The organism is Streptococcus sp. 4155 (genome assembly GCF_013276695.1).
GTDB classification, from domain to species: Bacteria; Bacillota; Bacilli; order Lactobacillales; family Streptococcaceae; genus Streptococcus; species Streptococcus pseudopneumoniae.
Genome location: NZ_VMLM01000036.1, coordinates 15,121 through 35,978 on the forward strand (window position 1 = coordinate 15,121; position 20,858 = coordinate 35,978).

17 protein-coding genes and 2 tRNA genes are annotated in these 20,858 nt (G+C 35.7%); 5 read left to right on the forward strand and 14 right to left on the reverse strand.

Translation table 11 applies throughout. The annotated features are described in order from the left end of the window. Positions 1-18: 18 nt before the first annotated feature. The 7 genes from HT715_RS04835 to HT715_RS04865 are packed head-to-tail and all read right to left on the reverse strand — an operon-like array spanning position 19 to position 6,424. Entirely contained in the window at positions 19-813 is a 795-nt protein-coding gene (locus HT715_RS04835) for an energy-coupling factor transporter transmembrane protein EcfT (protein ID WP_023936273.1), read from the reverse strand. Beyond that, a complete protein-coding gene (locus HT715_RS04840; RefSeq protein ID WP_023936271.1) occupies positions 806-1,645 on the reverse strand; it encodes an energy-coupling factor transporter ATPase in 840 nt (279 codons plus the stop codon). Before HT715_RS04840 ends, HT715_RS04835 begins: the two co-directional genes overlap by 8 nt. Beyond that, positions 1,630-2,457, reverse strand: a complete 828-nt coding sequence (locus HT715_RS04845; protein WP_000835726.1) for an energy-coupling factor ABC transporter ATP-binding protein — start codon at positions 2,455-2,457, stop codon at positions 1,630-1,632. Before HT715_RS04845 ends, HT715_RS04840 begins: the two co-directional genes overlap by 16 nt. Beyond that, positions 2,454-2,999 (reverse strand): CDP-diacylglycerol--glycerol-3-phosphate 3-phosphatidyltransferase, encoded by a 546-nt coding sequence (gene pgsA, locus HT715_RS04850; protein ID WP_000712127.1) that lies wholly within the window; start codon positions 2,997-2,999, stop codon positions 2,454-2,456. Before pgsA ends, HT715_RS04845 begins: the two co-directional genes overlap by 4 nt. Positions 3,000-3,009: 10 nt before the next feature. Beyond that, a complete protein-coding gene (gene rodZ, locus HT715_RS04855; protein WP_023936269.1) occupies positions 3,010-3,852 on the reverse strand; it encodes a cytoskeleton protein RodZ in 843 nt (280 codons plus the stop codon). 41 nt (positions 3,853-3,893) lie between these two features. After that, positions 3,894-5,177: a pitrilysin family protein gene (locus HT715_RS04860; protein WP_119941839.1), complete on the reverse strand. Its 1,284-nt coding sequence runs from the start codon at positions 5,175-5,177 to the stop codon at positions 3,894-3,896. Then, a complete protein-coding gene (locus HT715_RS04865) occupies positions 5,174-6,424 on the reverse strand; it encodes a pitrilysin family protein (RefSeq protein WP_119941841.1) in 1,251 nt (416 codons plus the stop codon). Before HT715_RS04865 ends, HT715_RS04860 begins: the two co-directional genes overlap by 4 nt. 158 nt (positions 6,425-6,582) lie before the next feature. Between HT715_RS04865 and yaaA the strand changes: the two genes are divergently transcribed. After that, positions 6,583-6,951 (forward strand): S4 domain-containing protein YaaA, encoded by a 369-nt coding sequence (yaaA, locus tag HT715_RS04870; protein ID WP_049487626.1) that lies wholly within the window; start codon positions 6,583-6,585, stop codon positions 6,949-6,951. A gap of 2 nt (positions 6,952-6,953) precedes the next feature. Further along, complete coding sequence (recF, locus tag HT715_RS04875; protein ID WP_119941843.1) at positions 6,954-8,045, forward strand: DNA replication/repair protein RecF; 1,092 nt, start codon at positions 6,954-6,956, stop codon at positions 8,043-8,045. 56 nt (positions 8,046-8,101) lie between these two features. Here recF and guaB read toward each other — a convergent pair whose 3' ends face one another. Then, positions 8,102-9,580, reverse strand: a complete 1,479-nt coding sequence (guaB, locus tag HT715_RS04880; RefSeq protein ID WP_000073412.1) for an IMP dehydrogenase — start codon at positions 9,578-9,580, stop codon at positions 8,102-8,104. 151 nt (positions 9,581-9,731) lie between these two features. After that, complete coding sequence (trpS, locus tag HT715_RS04885) at positions 9,732-10,757, reverse strand: tryptophan--tRNA ligase (protein ID WP_000165458.1); 1,026 nt, start codon at positions 10,755-10,757, stop codon at positions 9,732-9,734. Between the two features lie 205 nt (positions 10,758-10,962). Between trpS and HT715_RS04890 the strand changes: the two genes are divergently transcribed. Then, the gene (locus HT715_RS04890) at positions 10,963-12,585 is read left to right on the forward strand and encodes an ATP-binding cassette domain-containing protein (RefSeq protein WP_138707175.1); all 1,623 of its coding nucleotides are present in this window, start codon (positions 10,963-10,965) and stop codon (positions 12,583-12,585) included. Between the two features lie 59 nt (positions 12,586-12,644). After that, positions 12,645-15,188 (forward strand): YfhO family protein, encoded by a 2,544-nt coding sequence (locus HT715_RS04895; protein ID WP_172922843.1) that lies wholly within the window; start codon positions 12,645-12,647, stop codon positions 15,186-15,188. A 29-nt stretch (positions 15,189-15,217) separates the two neighbouring features. Here the strand turns inward: HT715_RS04895 and HT715_RS04900 are convergent, their stop codons facing one another. Continuing rightward, on the reverse strand, positions 15,218-17,857 hold the full coding sequence (locus HT715_RS04900) for a YhgE/Pip domain-containing protein (protein WP_172922844.1): 2,640 nt from the start codon (positions 17,855-17,857) through the stop codon (positions 15,218-15,220). A gap of 127 nt (positions 17,858-17,984) precedes the next feature. Here HT715_RS04900 and HT715_RS04905 point away from each other — a divergent pair, with 127 nt between their 5' ends. Continuing rightward, positions 17,985-18,527 carry a TetR-like C-terminal domain-containing protein gene (locus tag HT715_RS04905; RefSeq protein ID WP_001158278.1) on the forward strand — a complete coding sequence of 181 codons (543 nt, stop codon included), beginning with the start codon at positions 17,985-17,987 and terminating at the stop codon, positions 18,525-18,527. A 40-nt stretch (positions 18,528-18,567) separates the two neighbouring features. Here the strand turns inward: HT715_RS04905 and HT715_RS04910 are convergent. The 4 genes from HT715_RS04910 to comD form a co-directional block, all read right to left on the reverse strand. Beyond that, positions 18,568-18,641, reverse strand: a tRNA-Asn gene (locus HT715_RS04910). A gap of 5 nt (positions 18,642-18,646) precedes the next feature. After that, positions 18,647-18,718 (reverse strand) — tRNA-Glu (locus HT715_RS04915). Between the two features lie 51 nt (positions 18,719-18,769). After that, a complete protein-coding gene (comE, locus tag HT715_RS04920) occupies positions 18,770-19,522 on the reverse strand; it encodes a competence system response regulator transcription factor ComE (RefSeq protein ID WP_000866065.1) in 753 nt (250 codons plus the stop codon). Beyond that, on the reverse strand, positions 19,519-20,844 hold the full coding sequence (comD, locus tag HT715_RS04925) for a competence system sensor histidine kinase ComD (protein WP_001048117.1): 1,326 nt from the start codon (positions 20,842-20,844) through the stop codon (positions 19,519-19,521). Before comD ends, comE begins: the two co-directional genes overlap by 4 nt. Positions 20,845-20,858 lie beyond the last annotated feature (14 nt).

Here is a 20,858-nt window from a genome sequence, read left to right on the forward strand (position 1 = left end):
ATCAATTCCTGAAAGCTACTAAGATTTTAAGAAAAATAAGCAACAACCAAGTACGATAATAACAAGAATGGTCAGCGTATCCTTTAGAGTCCATTTCAATTGTCGGTATTGACTTCTGCCTTTTCCACCCTGATAACCACGCGCTTCCATAGCGATAGCCAAGGAATCCGCACGTTTTAAACTTGTTGCAAAAAGAGGAATCAAAATGGGAATCATCGCCTTTACTTTTTGAACAATGCTTCCTTCACCAAAATCCACTCCACGCGCTTTCTGCGCATTCATAATCCGCGTCGTATCATCCATTAATGTTGGGACAAAACGTAGACTCATGGACAGCATCAATCCAATTTCATGAACTGGAACTTTCACACGCTTTAAAGGCGCTAACAAAGCTTCGACAGCTGATGCTAAACTTAAGGGCATGGTCGTTAAGGTTAACAAAGTTGAAAAGAAAATAATCAATACAAAACGACAAAAAATAATTCCAGCTTGTTGCAAAGCATAATCCGTGATTCTCACAAACGAAAACTCAAATAAAACATTCCCATTAGAAATGAAAAATAGTTGAAAAATAGTTGTGAAGGCAATCAAGAAAAACATAGACTTCAAGCCCTGAATAAAAAATGAAAGAGATACTCCTGACAAGGCAATAAATATCCCTGTCGCTATAAAAAGAATCAGATTCGTCAAGGGGTTATTAGCCCAAAACACAATCAAAATCAGTAGCATCATAGCAAGCAATTTGCTACGTGGATCCAATCGGTGAACAATCGAATCCCCTGGGATATAACGCCCTAAAATCATACTATCCATTTAGCGACTCCTTGAACTCCTCTATCTTAATCGGTAATCGTTTAAATGACACGCCTCTATCAGCCAATCGTTTACAAAAGGCCGTAATTTTAGGTACTCCCAACTGCACTTCTTCCATAAAGACAACATCTTGAAAGACATCACTTGGCTTACCACCCTTAACTAGACGTCCCTTTTCCATCACATAGACTTGATTCGCATGTTCAGCAACATCATCCATCAAATGTGTTACCAAGACGATAGTCATCCCTGACTGGTGGAGTTTTCTGAACAGGGTCATCAACTCTTTTCTCCCTAGAGGATCTAGACCAGCTGTTGGCTCATCTAAGACTAATATAGCTGGTTCCATGGCAAGTATGCCTGCAATGGCGACACGTCTCATTTGTCCACCAGACAACTCAAACGGACTACGATTAAAAAGTGATTCATCAATTCCAACCAAAGCCAGTTTCTCACGCGCAATCTGCTCCGCATCTTCCTCAGAAACTCCAAAATTTTGCGGTCCAAAAGCAACGTCTTTCAAAACCGTTTCTTCAAAAATCTGATTTTCAGCAAACTGAAATACCAAGCCAACCTGTTTTCTAATTTGACGAATATCTTTATTTTTAGAAGTCGAGGTGATTAAGGTATCAAAAACCCTCACACTCCCTTGACTTGGCACCAATAAACCATTTAAGAGTTGTAAAATAGTTGATTTACCACTACCTGTGTGCCCAATTAAAGCCGTATAAGAACCATCTTCAATCGTCAAAGAAACATCCGACAAAGCTGTTGAAGCTAAGGGAGTCCCTTCTTGATATGTAAAACTCACATTTTCTAGAGCAATTCCCATAATTTATCCTCTAGCTCACTTTCTGTCAAATAATTTTCAGGTAAATCATAGCCATTCTGGCTCAAAGAATATTTTACTTGATTGGCAAAAGGATCGTCTAATCCAATTTGATCTAAATCATTTCGAGAGAAAAGTTCTCTTGGGCTACTAGTTGATTCAATTTCCCCTTTTTTCATGACCAATACGCGGTCACTCATGGCAACTTCTTCCAAATCATGGGTAATAGAAATGACCGTCATATCATAGTCTTTCCGAATTCCCTGTACTGTCTCAATCAGTTCTCTACGCCCCTCAGGGTCCAACATACTCGTTGCTTCATCTAAGATTAAAATAGCTGGTCTTAGGGCTACAACACCTGCAATGGCCACACGTTGTTTTTGGCCACCTGATAGACGCGCCGGCTCTCTCTTTTTAAAGTCCAACATGCCAACCAAATCTAGAGCTTCCTCCACTCTCTTTTTCATTTCTTGACGAGAAAGACCCTGATTTTCCAAACCAAAGGCTACATCATCTTCAACAGTCGCTCCAACAAATTGATTGTCTGGATTTTGAAAAACCATACCGATTTGACGACGTATTTTCCAAACATTTTCCTCAGTCAACCGTTGACCATCTATTACAATCTCTCCAGATTCTGCTTCCAGTAAGCCATCAATTAATCGAACCGTCGTTGATTTACCACTACCATTATGCCCTACAATCGAAAGCCATTCTCCACGTTTCACGTGAAACGTAATATCCTTCACATCATAGTATTCTTGACTTTCCTTATAACGAAAAGAAAGATTTTTTACATCAATTATTGATTTCATTTCGAACCAAATGTCCCTTTAAATACATAGGCACTACCCTTGAAATAATCATAGCCAGAGTAGATAGTGAAAAACAAGGCCACATAAAGTAGAACTTGACCAAGCAAAGTCCAATGTAATAGCAAGAAAATAATGGCAAACATCTGACTAAAAGTTTTAATTTTTCCAGGCATTGCTGCTGCTAAAACTGTTCCACCAGTTTCAACCAATAAAAGCCTTAAACCTGTCACAGCCAACTCACGACAGATGATCACTGCAACAATCCAAGCTGGAGCCATACCTAACTCAATCAGCATAATAAAAGCCGACATAACTAGTAACTTATCCGCCATAGGATCTGCAAATTTACCAAAATTACTGACCACATTCCATTTACGAGCTAAATATCCATCTAAATAATCTGTAATACTAGCAATAGCAAAGATAATAGCTGCCACTATATGACTCTCTATCGAATTTCCTATCGTTAAAATAAAGATAAAAATAGGTATAAAGAGAATTCGACCTATTGTTAAAAGATTGGGAATTTGTTCTTTTTTCATTCGTTTTTCCTTAATTTTTAGTAAAGGTTACAGTGATTTGTCCAGTCTGAGCTGTTAATTTCGATAAATCAACAGTCTGATTATCTACTGTCAAAGCAACACCTTTTACAACACCTAAGGTAATTGTTACAGGACTTTTAGTTGCAACTGTTGCTTCTGCACTTTTCTTCTCTGGCGATAAGGTTACACCGCCCTCAAGTTCGCTTTCTGAAACGCTGACCCAACTTGTAACATCTGAAACTGCCAATTGCAATTTAACTGTTTCCTTACTTGTCTTATAAGCGATTTCTACATGATTTCCTTCACCTGATACACTTATAGCTGATTCTATACTAGAAGAACTGCTAGATGAACTACTACTTGAGGAGTGGGGAACAGAGCTAGTTGAACTTATTGAACTTGTTGATTGAACCACACTGTAATTAGAAAGAGAAGGCCCCTCTGGTTGAGTTTGAATATAGTTCCAAACATAATAGGTCACAAAAATTAAAATAGATAAGGCAAAAAGGATAAAATAAAATAAAGGTAAAAAGGATGGTTTTTTCTTATTTTTCTTACTTGAACGTCTGCGCCCTGTCAACTCGTCTTCATCAACATCTACTTCCTCATAAGTAATCATACTCCCAGAATCATAAGCATCCAAGACAATTTGGTCATCTAACTCAACAGCCCATGCATATTTTCTCAAGAAAGAACGTGTGTAAAAAGGACTTGGAAGTTGATCGAAATCATCTGCTTCCATTGCTTCCAACATATCTAACTGGATTTCTGTCTTTTTCTGCAATTCATCTAAACTCAATCCCTGATTGATTCTAGCTAATCGTAAAACCTCTCCAATTGTTTTTTTTCTCATACTTGTCATCCCTTCTTTCTAGTGTCTATTATAATAGGTTACTACGATGGGAATATTGTAAAATCAACTATGTCACCATCATCTATTAAATGATGTCCAGCATCAAGGACATCCTCTAAAGTAATTTCCTGTAAAATTTTCGGCAAATCAAAAATTGTCTCACCATTTTCAAAAGCATCATATTGCGTTGCAATAAATTCAAGAGAGTTCATGCTACTGAAAAATTCTCCAAACATCTCTCTTTTGATAATATCTAAATGATCCTCTGTAATATCTAAATCCTTTGTAAAATTACGAATGGCCTTCCTAAATTGATGGGATAAAGCAACTGGCTCTTTCGTATCCATTGTCAACATAACAAAATGAAAACGACTTGTTACTTCAATTTCAAGAGATAAGGACGCATCAATTTTACCTGATTCATAACATTTTTGAAAACGATCCGAAGTCCAACCAAACATCATTGCAAACAATAATTTTAATAAAATATGATGTCGATAGCAATCCGCTTCAGAAACTTCTCGCTTACCTCTAACTCCAATCGCTAGTTTGGGAGAAGATACTTCTATTCTCATACTATCTGTTGGCTTTACAGGCTGTAAAAACAACTTTTCTCTTGCTACTTCCTGAAAATCTGAATCTTTCAGTTCTTTGCTTTCAAAATAGTCCTGTACTCGCTCCACATCAAAATCACCAACTAAAAACAGAGACATGTTTACAGGTTTGTAAAATCTTGCAAAATTTTCTTGCAAATTAGTTAGATTTATTTGGGAAATGGACTCCTCACTTCCAACTATATCCGTCGCTAAAGGTGTACCTGGATACAAATTCGCTAAGGTTGAAAAGAATAAACACGAATCTGGATCATCTTGATACATTTCTCGTTCTTGCTGAATAATATCCTGCTCTCTTAAAATGGAATCTTCAGTAAAATGTGCTGATGTTACCAATTCATCAAGTAAATCTAAATTTTCTAAAAAATGATCCGTTGCTGAAAAAAGATAGCTTGTTTTTGTAAAGCTTGTAAAGGCATTACTATCTGCACCTAGACTCGTAAAAGCCGACATCAAATCGCTAGAATCTTCTCTCTCAAATAATTTATGTTCAAGAAAATGAGCAATTCCCGCAGGATATTCTTTTACATCTCCGTCAACTTCTGTGACAAGCGTATCTACCGAACCAAATTGTACAGTTACACTCCCGTAAACCTCTTTAAATTCCTTTTTAGGCAAAAGAGCAACTGTCAATCCGTTGGCCAAACGAGTTCGATAAATCATTTCTTTTACAGCTGGATAGTATTTTTCTTCAAAAACAACCTTTGTCATTCTATTCCTTCCATAAAGTAAATCGCCTGTAGTTTCACATTATTAGCTGCTCTACAAATAGCATCTTTGTCAACTTGCTCGAGTTTTGCAATCCAACTTTTAAAGTCTGCTGAAGATTTCCCAAGTAAGGCATTTTGATAAGCACGTTCAATCAATGAACCTTGATTATCTTGAGAAAGCAACAAAGACCGACGAATCATTTCCTTGGTCTGCTCTAGCTCAAGCTCTGTAAAATAACCTTTTTTTAAATCAAGTAATTGATTATTCATCATTTTTCGAGCCTGATTCCTATTTTCTCGATTGATACCAGCATACATTCTCAAGAATCCACTAAACAAATCGAGTTGACTTAAAATGGTATAAGCTAATCCAGCATTTTCACGGACATTTGTAAAGAGCTTAGAGTGAGCAAATCCACCAAGTAAACCATTCATTACAATCATGGGTAAATGTTGCTCATCGCCATATTCAGCAGAGCAATAATATCCCAACTCTAAAATAGACTGTCCCACATTTTTCCGAACCATACCTTCCTGAAGGATATTGGAATAAGGTTGACAATACTGAACCTTCACATCTCCTTTTCGACCTTTAAAGCCAAATGATTCTAATACATTTTGAGTTTCAACCTCATTAAAATCACCTAGGAAAAAGAAATCTATTCGATCATTGGCTAAAAATTCTTGGAAACAAGAATAAGAACTTTGTGGAGTTTCAGCTAAAATACGATTTCGTAAATCACTATATTCCAATTGAAGACGTTCATCATGAAAAAACAATTTATCCAATTCTTTATGTGCAAAATAAAAAGAATCATCCATATCAGCTGCTAAACTTGCTAGCAATTGTTTTTTCTCAATTTCAAATAAGGCCGGATCAAACCCATTATCAACTACTACGGGTGAAAAAAGAGTTTCTTTTACAAGTTCCAAAATCTGAGAGGTTAGCACGTTTTTCCTACTTAAAAACTCATCACGAACATAGGTAAATGTCAATTCTATAATGTGGCTTTGCCCTCTTCTGAAACAATTGGTTGACATATCTGTACCGTATAGACTGGCCAAGTGTCTCCTCAAATCTTGAGAAGTGGGGTACATCTGGTTGGCAGTTTCTAGCATACTCGCACTCAACATGCGACCTGCAATCGTATCAAGAGATAATGGAGCTGTAAAACGCACGGTAATTTTGTTCGTTTTAAACTTTTTTGATTGGATAAAATATGTTGAAATTCCATGCACTAACTCCATGATTTACCTCCTTATATACAGACTTCTATTATATCACGAAAACCTGAAATTTTCTTGTTCTCTGTAACACTTTTGAAATAAAAATCGCTTACATTTCTCCCTATTTCTCTCACTATTTTTAGGAAAATATGGTATAATACCAAAGATTGAGGTGAATTATGGAATACAAATTATTTGAAGAATTTATTACCCTCCAAGCACTACTCAAAGAACTTGGAATTACACATAGCGGAGGAGCTATCAAATCCTTTCTCTCTGAACATTCTGTTTACTTTAATGGGGAATTAGAGAGTCGTCGTGGTAAAAAACTTCGTATTGGTGATAAAGTTGACATCCCTGACATGAATATTGACATCTTGTTGACACAACCTACTTCTGAGGAGCAAGAGGAATACCAAGCTGATAAAGTTGAAAAAGAACGAATTGCTAAACTTGTTAAGGAGATGAATAAGGGTGTAAAAAAAGATAAATCAAAACCTACTTCATCACCCAAAAGCAAACAAGCTCCGCGATTCCCTGGTAGATAATCATGTGGCTACAATACCTATCTCTCAAGACTTTTCGTAACTATAAAGAGACGAAAATAGACTTTAATCCTAAATTAAATATCTTTTTAGGACGCAATGCACAAGGAAAAACAAATATGTTAGAGGCTATCTATTTTTTAGCCTTAACACGTAGTCATCGAACTCGAACAGATAAAAATCTCATTCATTTTGATGAGGAACAACTTCATCTTTCAGGTCTCGTTCAGAAAAAAACTGGATCCATTCCTCTAGAAATCGAACTAACACAAAAAGGCCGTGTGACAAAAGTTAATCACTTAAAACAGGCACGACTTTCAGATTATGTAGGACACATGAATGTTGTCTTATTTGCTCCTGAAGATTTACAACTAATTAAGGGAGCACCTTCGGTTCGACGAAAATTTATTGATATGGAGCTTGGGCAAATTAAGCCAATCTATTTATCAGATTTAACCAATTATAATCACATCCTAAAACAAAGAAACACTTATCTAAAATCAGCTCAAACAATAGATGAAACCTTCCTTTCAGTGTTGGATGATCAGTTAGTTGATTATGGATGTCGTGTGATGAATCACCGCTTAGATTTCATAAAAAAACTAGAGCATTTTGGTCGTAAGACACATTTTGAACTTTCTAATCAGATTGAAGAGTTGTCAATATCCTATCAATCTTCTGTAAAGATAACTGACAAGGAAGACTTATCCGAATCTTTCAAAATTGCTTTAGAAAAAAGTAGATCCAGAGATTTATTTAAAAAGAATACTGGTGTTGGTCCTCATCGAGATGATATTTCTTTTTATATAAATGGGATGGATGCTAGTTTTGGAAGTCAAGGTCAACATCGTAGTCTCGTCCTCTCTATAAAATTAGCAGAAATTGAGTTAATGGAAAGTATTACTACAGAATCTCCAATATTACTACTTGACGATGTTATGAGCGAACTTGACAACACTAGACAACTAAAATTATTAGAAACGATTTCTCATTCAATCCAAACCTTTATCACAACAACAAGCTTAGATCATCTCCAAAATCTACCAGAAAATCTAAGTATCTTCACTATTCAGGATGGTAAAGTTACTGTAAATTAAAATTGACACTATCGTAAAAGAACTCCTGTTTTCACGGGAGTTCTTTTCATTGTTTTTTACATAGAATAATTTGGCGCCTCATTAGTAATTTGTACATCATGAGGATGGCTCTCTTTCAAACCAGCACCAGACATTTCAATAAATTGAGCATTATCGTGTAGTTCTTTAAGGTTAGCTGCACCACAGTAACCCATACCAGAGCGAATACCACCAATCATTTGGAAGACAATATCAGCTGCCGCTCCTTTATAAGCAACACGACCTTCAATTCCTTCTGGAACGAGTTTGTTTGCTTCATTGACAGAACCTTGGAAGTAACGATCGCTTGAACCTTTCTTCATAGCAGCAATTGATCCCATACCACGGTAAGTCTTAAACTTACGTCCTTGGAAGATTTCAGTTTCGCCTGGAGCTTCATCAGTTCCAGCAAACATTGATCCAAGCATAACTGCATTTCCACCTGCAGCAAGGGCTTTTACAATATCTCCAGAATACTTGATTCCACCGTCAGCAATGATCGTTTTACCATATTCACGCGCAACAGCTGCAGCATCGTAGATAGCTGTTACTTGCGGAACACCAACACCAGCAATCACACGAGTAGTACAGATAGAACCTGGGCCAATACCAACCTTGACAACATCTACACCTGCTTCATAAAGGGCACGTGCACCTTCAGCAGTAGCAATATTTCCAGCAATCAAAGTACGATCTGGGAAGTGAGCACGAATCTCAGCAATTTTACGCAAGACACCTGCAGAATGACCATGTGCAGTATCAATAACAATCGCATCCGCTCCTGCCTCAAAAAGAGCCTCTGCACGTTCAAATGTATCTGAAGTAACACCTACTGCACCTGCAACTAGAAGACGACCAAACTCATCTTTAGCAGCATTTGGAAACTCAATAACTTTTTCAATATCTTTGATAGTAATCAAGCCAGAAAGACGACCTTCTTCATCTACCAACGGAAGTTTTTCAATACGGTGTTCTTGAAGAATATTCTCAGCTGTTGCAAGGTCTGTACCCACAGGAGCAGTAACAAGATTTTCACTAGTCATATGGTTTGAGATTGGTTGGTTATAATCTGAAATAAAACGAAGATCTCGGTTTGTCAAAATACCAACCAATTTACGATTTTCAAGTGTTTCAACAACTGGAACACCACTGATGCGGTAACGACCCATAAGCTCATCTGCTTCAGCAATTGTATGTTCAGGTGTCAAGAAGAACGGATCAATAATAACTCCATTTTCAGAACGTTTTACCTTACGAACCTCGTCTGCTTGTTGAGCAATTGACATGTTTTTATGGATAACTCCGAGACCGCCTGCACGAGCAATAGCAATAGCCATTTGACTCTCTGTAACTGTGTCCATGGCAGCGGTAATAATTGGGATATTTAAAGTCAGATTATCTGCCAATTTAGTTGTTAAATCTGCATCGTTAGGCAACACATGACTTTCAGCTGGAATAAGTAATACATCATCAAAGGTAAAACCTTTTTTCAAAAATTTAGTGTCCCAATTAGACATTCGAAGTTTCCTCTTTTCTTTCTTTTTGAGCTTGACTCTTTTTATATTGTATCTATCATACCATTCTATAAAAATTTGTCAAATGTTACAGGGGTAAATAAAAAACTATCTTTTCTTCGAGATAGAAATGATAGTTTCTTGTAAAATAAACTTAGTTAAAGTAATGAAGTCCCATTGCTCCTTTAACCTCAGATAGGGTTTGACCTGCAACTTCACGCGCTCTTTCACTACCTTTTTGAAGCATATTATAAACTTCTCCCATATCCTTAGCAAATTCGATACGGCGCTCACGAATAGGACCCAGTTCACGTTCTAATATTTCAAGTAGATAACGCTTGGTCTTCACATCACCAAGACCACCTCGTTGATAATGTTCTTTCATTTCAGCAATTTCTTGAGCATCTTCTGGGCGACCAAAAACATCTAGATAATGGAAAACCATATTTCCTTCAATTTTACCTGGATCCTCAACGCGGATATGATCTGGGTCTGTATACATACTCATTACTTTTTTACGCAAAGTATCCGCATCATCAGCTAAATAAATACCGTTATTGAGTGATTTAGACATTTTAGCATTCCCATCTAAACCAGGCAAACGCCCTGCTCTCTCATTTTCTGGATAAATACCTTCCGGTTCTACCAAGACATCACAGTTATATGCATTGTTAAAAGAACGAACAATTTCACGAGTTTGCTCAATCATTGGTTTCTGATCTGTCCCAACAGGAACATAGTTAGCCTTGAAAGCTGTGATGTCAGCTGCTTGAGCTATTGGATAGACCAAGAATCCTGTCGGAATGCTTTCTCCAAATCCTTTCTGAGCAATTTCTGTCTTGACAGTTGGATTACGCTCCAGACGTGCTAATGAAACCAGATTCATATAATACATAGACAACTCAGCCAGCTCTGGAATCTGGCTTTGAATAAAGATAGTTGATTTACTTGGATCCAATCCAACTGCAAGATAATCCAAAGCCACATTTCCGATAGACTCTACAATGGTTTGAGGATCTTTGGCATGATCTGTCAAGGCTTGTTGGTCAGCCAAGAACACAAACATATCATACTTATCCTCTTCCTGTAATAATACTCGATTTTTGAGACTTCCAACATAATGTCCAATATGCAATTTTCCTGTTGGACGGTCTCCTGTTAAAATAATGGGTTTAGTCATTTTGTTCTCCTTCGATATAGTCCCTTCAATTATAGCATTTTTTTAATGAAATAACCGCAATTTATCAAAATAAATCAACCTTACTATTCACGGATTTGTGTAAAGTATGCTGTAAAATTAATTTACACAAAATTGACAGATAAAAATTTGAATATTTCCGTATTTTCTAGTAGAATAAATATATTACACATATAGGAGAAAAACATTGCTTACAGTATCTGATGTTTCACTACGTTTTAGTGATCGCAAACTTTTTGATGATGTCAATATCAAATTTACAGAAGGAAATACTTACGGATTAATTGGTGCTAATGGTGCCGGAAAATCTACCTTTTTAAAAATTTTAGCTGGAGATATCGAACCTACTACTGGTCACATCTCTCTTGGTCCAGATGAACGTCTCTCTGTTCTTCGTCAAAATCACTTTGACTATGAAGATGAACGTGCCATTGATGTCGTTATCATGGGAAATGAAAAACTTTATAGCATCATGAAAGAGAAAGATGCCATCTACATGAAGGAAGATTTCTCAGATGAGGATGGAGTGCGTGCTGCCGAACTCGAAGGAGAGTTTGCCGAGCTTGGAGGTTGGGAAGCAGAAAGCGAAGCTTCTCAACTACTTCAAAACCTAAACATTCCAGAAGAATTGCACTATCAAAACATGAGCGAATTGGCCAACGGTGAGAAAGTAAAAGTTCTCCTCGCCAAAGCACTTTTTGGTAAACCTGATGTTCTTCTTTTGGACGAGCCTACCAACGGTTTGGATATCCAATCGATTACTTGGTTAGAAGACTTCTTGATTGACTTTGATAACACCGTTATCGTAGTATCCCACGACCGTCACTTCTTAAACAAAGTATGTACTCACATGGCCGACCTTGACTTTGGAAAAATCAAACTCTATGTCGGAAACTATGACTTCTGGAAGGAATCTTCTGAACTCGCTGCTAAATTGCTAGCAGACCGTAATGCCAAAGCAGAAGAAAAAATTAAACAATTGCAAGAGTTCGTTGCTCGTTTCTCTGCTAATGCTTCTAAATCAAGACAAGCAACATCACGTAAGAAAATGCTTGATAAGATTGAACTTGAAGAAATTGTACCATCTAGTCGTAAATATCCATTTATCAACTTTAAAGCGGAACGTGAGATTGGTAATGATCTCTTGACAGTAGAAAATCTAACTGTAAAGATTGACGGTGAGACTATTTTAGATAATATCAGCTTTATCTTGCGTCCAGGTGATAAGACAGCTCTTATTGGTCAAAATGACATCCAAACGACTGCATTGATTCGTGCAATCATGGGGGACATTGACTATGAAGGAACTGTCAAGTGGGGAGTTACCACTAGTCAATCTTATCTGCCAAAAGATAACTCAGCTGATTTTGCAGGAGGAGAATCAATACTTGACTGGTTGAGTCAATTCGCAAGTAAAGAAGAAGATGATAATACTTTCCTACGTGGTTTCCTCGGCCGTATGCTCTTCTCTGGAGATGAAGTTAACAAACCTGTAAATGTCTTATCAGGGGGAGAAAAAGTTCGTGTCATGCTTTCAAAACTCATGCTTTTAAAATCAAATGTCCTTGTACTTGATGATCCAACAAATCACTTGGACTTGGAATCTATCTCAAGCTTGAATGATGGATTGAAAAACTTTAAAGAATCAATCATCTTTGCCAGCCATGACCACGAGTTTATTCAAACTCTAGCTAACCATATCATTGTCTTGTCTAAAAATGGCGTCATTGACCGTATCGATGAAACCTATGATGAATTCCTAGAAAATGCAGAAGTACAAGCAAAAGTTAAAGAACTTTGGAAAGACTAAAAAAATTCAAAACTCAGTTGGGTTAACCAGCTGAGTTTTCTAACATTTTATGAGGTAACATGAAATTATTTTTTAAAACATATTGGATCTATTTTGTTTCTTTCATCATTCCTGTAGTAATGATGATAGGAGTATATCTATCTCAAGGTATCTACTGGAATAGCGACAAATCTCCTCTATTAGGAGATGGCTTTCATCAATACGTTATTTTTGATATAGCTCTAAGAAATATCCTACATGGAAATAGTAGTCTGTTTTACACCTTTACAAGTGGTCTAGGGCTAAACTTCTATGCTCTATCTAGTTATTACTTGGGTAGTTTTCTTTCACCTCTGGTTTACTTTTTTGATCTAACGAATATGCCAGATGCTGTCTATCTGACCACTCTCTTAAAATTTGGATTGATTGGTCTGTCAACCTTTTTTAGTTTGAATAAATTGTTTCAATCTATCCCTCAGACTTTAAAACTAGCCTTATCTACTTCCTATACTCTGATGAGTTTCACTGTCAGTCAATTAGAGATAAAAACCTGGCTAGATGTTTTTATCTTGATTCCTTTAATTATAACTGGTTTACATCTACTGATAACTGAAAAGAAACTCCTATTGTACTTTACAAGTCTGTCAATCTTATTTATTCAAAATTATTATTTTGGATATATGACAGTATTGTTTCTTATTTTCTGGTATCTCTGTCAAATTTCGTGGGACTTTAAGACTCGAAAATCATCTGTTCTTGATTTCATAGTTATCTCCTTTTTAGCTGGTATGGCTAGTTTGATTATGACTCTTCCCACTCTGTTTGATTTACAGACACATGGGGAAAAATTGACTGAAGTTACAAAGTTTCAAACTGAAAGTAGCTGGTATCTTGATCTCTTTGCTAAGCAATTCATTGGTTCCTTTGACACAACAAAGTATGGGGCCATCCCAATGATTTTTGTTGGACTACTTCCCTTTATTTTGACCATTTTATTTTTTACGCTGAAATCTATTAAGTTTCACGTGAAACTCATATATGTAATATTCTTTGCATTTCTAATTGCAAGCTTTTACATAGAAGCTCTTGACTTATTTTGGCAAGGTATGCATACTCCAAATATGTTTTTACATCGCTATTCTTGGATTTTCTCTACCTTGTTAATTTACACAGCAGCGGAAGTCTTAAATCGTCTGAAAGAAATTAAAATCTGGAATTTTTTAGTTTCGCTTTTTCTTATAGTAACAGGATTTTTAGCTACCATCTATCTAAAATCACATTATTCTTTTTTAACAGATTTGAATATTCTACTGACTCTTGAATTTTTAGTTGTCTATTCTCTTTTACTCCTTGCAGTTATCAAAAAGTTTATCTCTGTAAATCTATTTGCCATTCTAATCTCTTTATTTATAATGGTTGAAATAAGTTTAAATGCTTCATCTCAAATAGACGGAATTGCTAAAGAATGGGGATTTGCTTCTCGAAGTGCATATAATCGAGATATCCCAGCTATGAAATCTTTCTCAACATATATTGGAAATCAATTTACTCGTACTGAAAAACTAGAGACTCAAACAGGAAATGACAGTATGAAATTCAACTACAATGGAATATCTCAATTTTCATCTGTTCGAAATCGTTCAGCAAGCTCTACTTTGGATAAACTTGGGTTTAAATCCTCTGGGACTAATCTCAATCTACGCTATGCAAATAATAGTATTTTGGCTGATAGTTTATTTGGTATCCAGTACAATATCTCAGACAGTCCTAGTGATAAGTATGGTTTTAAAGATATCTATCAAAAAGATAATCTTACCCTATATGAAAATCAATTCTCTCTTCCGATTGCCTTTGCTAGTCAATCTGTTTACAATGATGTCAAGTTCAATGAACATACTTTAGATAATCAAGCCTCGTTTTTAAATCAACTTGCTAACGTCGATTTTGATTATTTTTCTACAATCCCTTATGACAAAACAGAAAATACTAATGATTTGATTATTGTCACAAGTTCTTCAAATGAGGATGCAGCAATCCAGTATCAAATTGAAGTGCCAGAAAACAGCCAAGTTTATCTTTCTTTCACAAACCTTCACTTTTCTAATGATAAACAAAAAAAGGTTGACATCCTTGTAAATGGAGAAAAGAAAACTTTTACAACTGATAATATCTTCTCCTTCTTTAATCTAGGCTATACAAAAGAGAAAAAAACTTTCAATATCAATGTTAGTTTCCCTGGAAATTCACAAGTATCATTTGAATCTCCTACCTTCTACCGTTTAGATACCAAAACATTCACCGAGGCAATTCAAAAAATTAAAGAACAACCTGTCACAGTATCAACTTCTAAAAACAAGGTCTTTGCTACATATGATGTTAAACAAGATACGTCCATTTTCTTCACCATTCCTTATGACAAAGGTTGGTCTGCCTACCAAGATGGTAAGAAAATAGAAATTAAACAAGCTCAAACTGGATTTATGAAAGTTGAGGTTCCCAAGGGGAAAGGAACTATTACACTCTCCTTCATTCCCAATGGTTTTATTACTGGAGCAATTTGTTCCTTTACTTCTCTCTTACTATTTGGAACCTATAATCACAGACGAAAGTCATCTAAGGCATAAAAAATCGACCAATTAATCGGTCGATTTTTTTAATCTTCTTCCATTTTCTTAGGTTGATAGGCTAGCATACCTAAACCAGTAAATAGAGCTAGTATGGCATCTAGGAAAATGACTTGCTGATGAATATTTCCTGTCATAGAGATTGTTTGTCGTAATCCCGAAACTGAATAACTCATTGGTAACCAAGGACTAATAGTTCTAAAGAAATCATTTGTCAAGGCAAGTGGATAAGTACCGGCACTTGATGCTAACTGTAATAAAAGCAAAATAAGTGAGAAGAAAGCTCCTATACGGCTATTCCATGTTGTTAATGCGGTCACCATGGACATGAATACTAAACTTGTTAGGATAATGAGAATAAATGTTCTCATCTCATGATTAGCCGTTAGACCAATAAGATGAACTCCTCCATATACCAAAATTCCTGCCAAAACAGCTATAATACCATTTATTTCAGCCCGAGATTTCAACCAAGCCCAACGGCTCTCTGGATGACGTCCTGAAGGCAGCTTCGCAAAGATCATATTCGTTGATATTGCTGCAACAAAGAGAGCAACTGATATCATATAAGGAGCCATTGCAATTCCATTTACAGGAACTTGGTCATTGTCTGTTTTGGAAAGATTGAGTGGATTTGACAAAATATCTGCATTTTGAGATTCCGTAGATGCTGATTTGAGTTGATCACTAGCATTACTTAGTCCTTGTCCTAAAGAAGCAACTCCTGTCTGTAAACCTTCCAATCCAGAAGTTAACTTTGTTCCACCTTCTGCTAATTTCCCAGCTCCATCTGCCAATTTATTAGCTCCACTTTCTAATTGAGAAGCACCTGAAAGTAACTGACTGGATTTGTCAGCTAGTCGGCTAGATCCTGACTGCAATTTATCAACTCCTGCTATCAATTCTTGACTCTTTTGATTCAATTGGTTAGAGCCAGTTGATAATTTTTCAATACCAGATACTAATTCTGGAGTTTTTTCAACTAATTGACTAACTCCTGCTGTCAAGCTAGAAGATTTTTGTGTCAAGGTGTTTGAGCCTGAAACTAGTTGATCCAAACTACCTGTCAAGGTGGCATTTTTTTCACTTAGTTTACTTGCTCCCTGAGAAACTTTATCAACACCTGTAGTATATGCGTTTACACCTGATGCAATCGACTGACTATCAGGAACTAATTTGCTAGTAACAGCTCCTTGTATCTCTGTTAATCCACTTGACAATCTTGTCAAAGAAGTAGAAGCAAGCGGTAATACTTGATTAGCTTGATTTTTTAAAGTCGCAAGATTAGAAGATTGATTTTGTAAGTTTTCTAAACTTCCCTGTAAACCTTTAACTACAGCTACAATTGACTGTGCTGATTGAATACTATCAGTCGAATTTTGAGATACAGAAGCACTTATTTCAGCTTGTTGCTCACTTGTCAAAGATTGATAAGCTGCTGTCGATTGAATATTGGCTAATGTAGTCGCTTTAGCAGACTGAGCACTTGCTAACATTTGATTAGAAAGAGATACTATACTTGATAAAACAGAATCTAATTGTTTTGTATCTCCAACATCAATATTTTGAATGGCTTGATTTAACTGATTCAGACCAGAAGATAATTGATTAATTTGATCTTTTTTCCCAGACGAAGCATCTAACTTGCTAGAAAGTTGTTGAATCCCTTCACTTAATTGCTCCACCCCTATTCGAAGTGTAGCTGATTGATTAGATAACTGATTAGCACCTGTTGCAAGACTTCCCACTCCATTGGTGTAGGCACTAACACCAGATGAAAATTGATTAAGACCAGCATTAAGCTGAGAAACACCGCCAGTATAGGATTCTACACCAGAATATAACTGATTGATTCCTCCTACTAATTCAGGACTTTTAGAAGATAATTGACCTAATCCGCTATCTAATTGACTCACTGCACCAGTATATGTAACTAAACCACTATTAAAATTCCCTAAGCCAAGATGAAGTTGTTCAACACCAGAGACATAAGAGGATAATCCTTTAGTAAACTGCTCCGTTCCATTTGAAAATGTTAAACTTGAAGCTGCTAAAGAGTGTAGGTTAGTAGTTAATGTTTGACTTCCTGCCACTAACTGATTCGCTACATCAGTTAGTTTTTCACTTCCAGAATCTGCTTGGCTCATACCATCCTTTAAATAGACCATTTTGTTGAATAAAGCTTTAGTATAGGTCTCGGTTACATTGGTAGAAACACTCTGCTTTAATTGTGTCATAGCAGAATCGCTCATCTTGCTGGCAATAAAACTATGACCACTTGAAGTCTGATAATCGATTTGCATTTGCTCTGGATAATCCATTAAAATAGAAGCTGCTTTTTCAGATAAATCACTTGGTAAAGTCACTACCATATAGTAATCGCCATTTTCTAAACCCTTCTTACCTTCTTCATCTACAAAATGAAAATCCAAGGTTTTATTTTCTTTTAAATTGGACACCATGTCTTTTCCTATAGACATGCTATTACCATTATAGGAAGCCTCTTTATCATTATTGACAACTGCCACAGGTAAGTCAGACAATTGCCCATATGGATCCCACATTGATGACAAAAATATGATATTGTACAGAGCTGGAATAAGAGAAATCCCTATCATGACAATAATAAAGGTTGGTTTTTTAAAAATTGCTTTCCATTCTTTAAACATAGTTTCTCCTTTTTTAAACATATTGTCTAAAATTTTGATATAATAGATTATACAATAAAAAATCTAAATTACAATATAAAAAATCCATTTTTAGACATATAGTCTAATTTGTTTACAAGGAGGAAATATGCAAGAAAGTAACAAACGCTTAAAAACAAAGCGAACTATTGAAAATGCTATGGTACAATTACTAATGGAACAGCCATTTGATCAAATTTCTACTGTCAAGTTAGCAGAAAAATCCAGAATTAGCCGTTCCAGCTTCTATACGCACTATAAGGATAAGTATGATATGATTGAGCACTATCAAAGCAAGCTATTTCATACATTTGAATATATTTTTCAAAAACATGCTCATCACAAAAGAGACGCTATTTTAGAAGTTTTTGAATATCTAGAGTCAGAACCACTTCTGGCTGCCCTTCTTTCTGAAAATGGGACTAAAGAAATCCAAAATTTCTTACGAAATAAACTTCATATCATGCTCAGTACAGATTTACAAAAGCGATTTATGCAACTGAATCTAAATACCACTGAATTAGAATATAGTAGCATCTATCTAACTCATGCACTTTTTGGTGTCTGCCAAACTTGGATTGCACATGGAAAAAAAGAAAGTTCTCAAGAAATAACAAACTTCCTTATGAAAATGCTTGGTGATACAAATTGATACAAAAAGAGGAACACAGCTGTGTTCCCTTTTATCTATACTCCGCCAGTAGGACTCGAACCTACGACATCATGATTAACAGTCATGCGCTACTACCAACTGAGCTATGGCGGATAAAATAGTCCGTACGGGATTCGAACCCGTGTTACCGCCGTGAAAAGGCGGTGTCTTAACCCCTTGACCAACGGACCTTCTATCTGTAGCAGATATAACCATTATATCAATTTCTTGCTAATTGTCAATCACTTCTGAGATTTTTTCTCTAAAATATCTTTTAATTTTCTAATTTTTAATCTTGAAATAGGACAACGATGATCTTCATAGAAAACAATTTCTAGATTTTTTCGATCAATCTCTCTAATATTGCCTATATTTACCAAAAATGACTTATGAGGAGAATAAAATCGCTGAGTATGTTTGTCCTTTTCCTGAATATCTGTCATAGTACCGTAAAACTCTTTGGCAAAATTCTTACCAATAATACGTAATTTATGAGAGACTCCTGTCGTTTCAATATACAAAATATCATGGTAAGGGATTTTTAAATCATTTCCCTTGTAATTGTAGTCAAAATAATCCACCACATCTTCATTTTCAAGTAACATACTCTTCGTGTAAAAGATATTTTGCTCAATTCTCTTCTTAAACATCTCATCGTTGATATCCTTATCAACAAAATCTAGGGCTGATACCTGGTATTTATAGGTTAGAGTCGCAAACTCTGATCGACTGGTGATAAAGACGATAATAGCGTAAGGATTGTAATGACGAATGAGCTGAGCCACTTCAAATCCCTTTTTCTCAATTCCATGAATATCAATATCTAGGAAATAAAGCTGATTTACTTCATCGTTTTCAATGTATTCTTCAAATTCACGGACTTTTCCCGTTGTCTTGTATGATATTGGAATATTCGATTCTTTCGAAATTTCATCCAATATTCTCTCTAGTCTCACTTGATGTTCAATAACATCTTCTAAAATTAAAACTTTCATTCAAATTCCCTCTTACATCTAATGATTTGTCTAAATGTACTGCCTTCCATCTCTGTTTCTAAAATAATATTGTTGTACTTATCTAGTAGTTCCTTCACATTATTTAATCCGACTCCGCGATTTCTTCCCTTAGTGGAGAATCCTAAGGCAAATAGATTTCCTGAAGGAGTCATCGTCATTTTACATGAATTCTGAATCACAATCACTGTTTCAGTTTCCATCTTAATAACTGCTACTTCCATCTGCTTTTTATAACTATCAGCCGATCCTTCGACAGCATTGTTCAATAAAACACTCATAATACGAACCAAATCCAATAGTTCAATTGGGAGCTTGGTAATCGTATCTTTTACTTCCAGTGTAAACTCTACACCATTATTTCGAGCATAGACAATGGACTGAGCAACCAAACTTCGTAAAGCTGAATCTTCTATGTTGTTCAAATCAAAGTAAGTGTACTTATCTGAACGCAGTTTGTGATTAGCTTTGACCAAAACTTCATTGTAAACTCTGTCAATTTCTTGTAAATCACCACTGTCAATTGCCATCTGCATGCTGACAAGCATTCCAGCATAGTCATGTCGAAAACCACGGATTTCATTATACAGTCCGACAATTTCGTCTGTATAGTTTTGTAAATGTTTCTGTTCAAATTTCTTCTGCTTCAAAGCAATCTCTTTTTCCATTTGTTCTTTATGCGAATTCATTGCAAAGAAGGTCAAAAGTAACGAGATAAAAACAATAGATGACAAAATACTTCCAAAACTATTCAAATGTTTAACCGTACTTACCATATCTGAAACGAAAGATACAATATGGAGCAGTAGTAAGGCAAAAAATACTTTTTTCAAGAAAGGATAGAGGTAGTCTTTGTCAAAATAGGCTAGTTCCAAATGGAAATAATGAATGATTTTTAAGACAACAAAATAGGTCAACACCGTTACAACGAAAAAGAATGGGGCATGATATTGTGAAACAAAATTGTCTCCTGTTATAGAAGAGAAAGTTACGGACAGAAAGTTATGAGTGCTCTCATATAAAAGAGATAGTAGTAAACTTAGGAATAGTCCTCTATCCCTCTCATACTGTTTAATCCATCGAAAATAGGAATATAGGCCCAAAGGAAATAAAAATCTTTCAATCACTATTTCATCTAAATATAGAAGATAAAAGGAAAGTTCAAGTACTGCTTCTACTAGTAATGTATAGAGACCAAAAAAATATAGTTCCTTTGATTTTATTTGACCTTTACAAATTAAACGGTAACTGTGACTAATAATTAAAAAATGACCAATAACTGTCCCAAATCCAAATAAATTCATTACTCTTTCCCCTT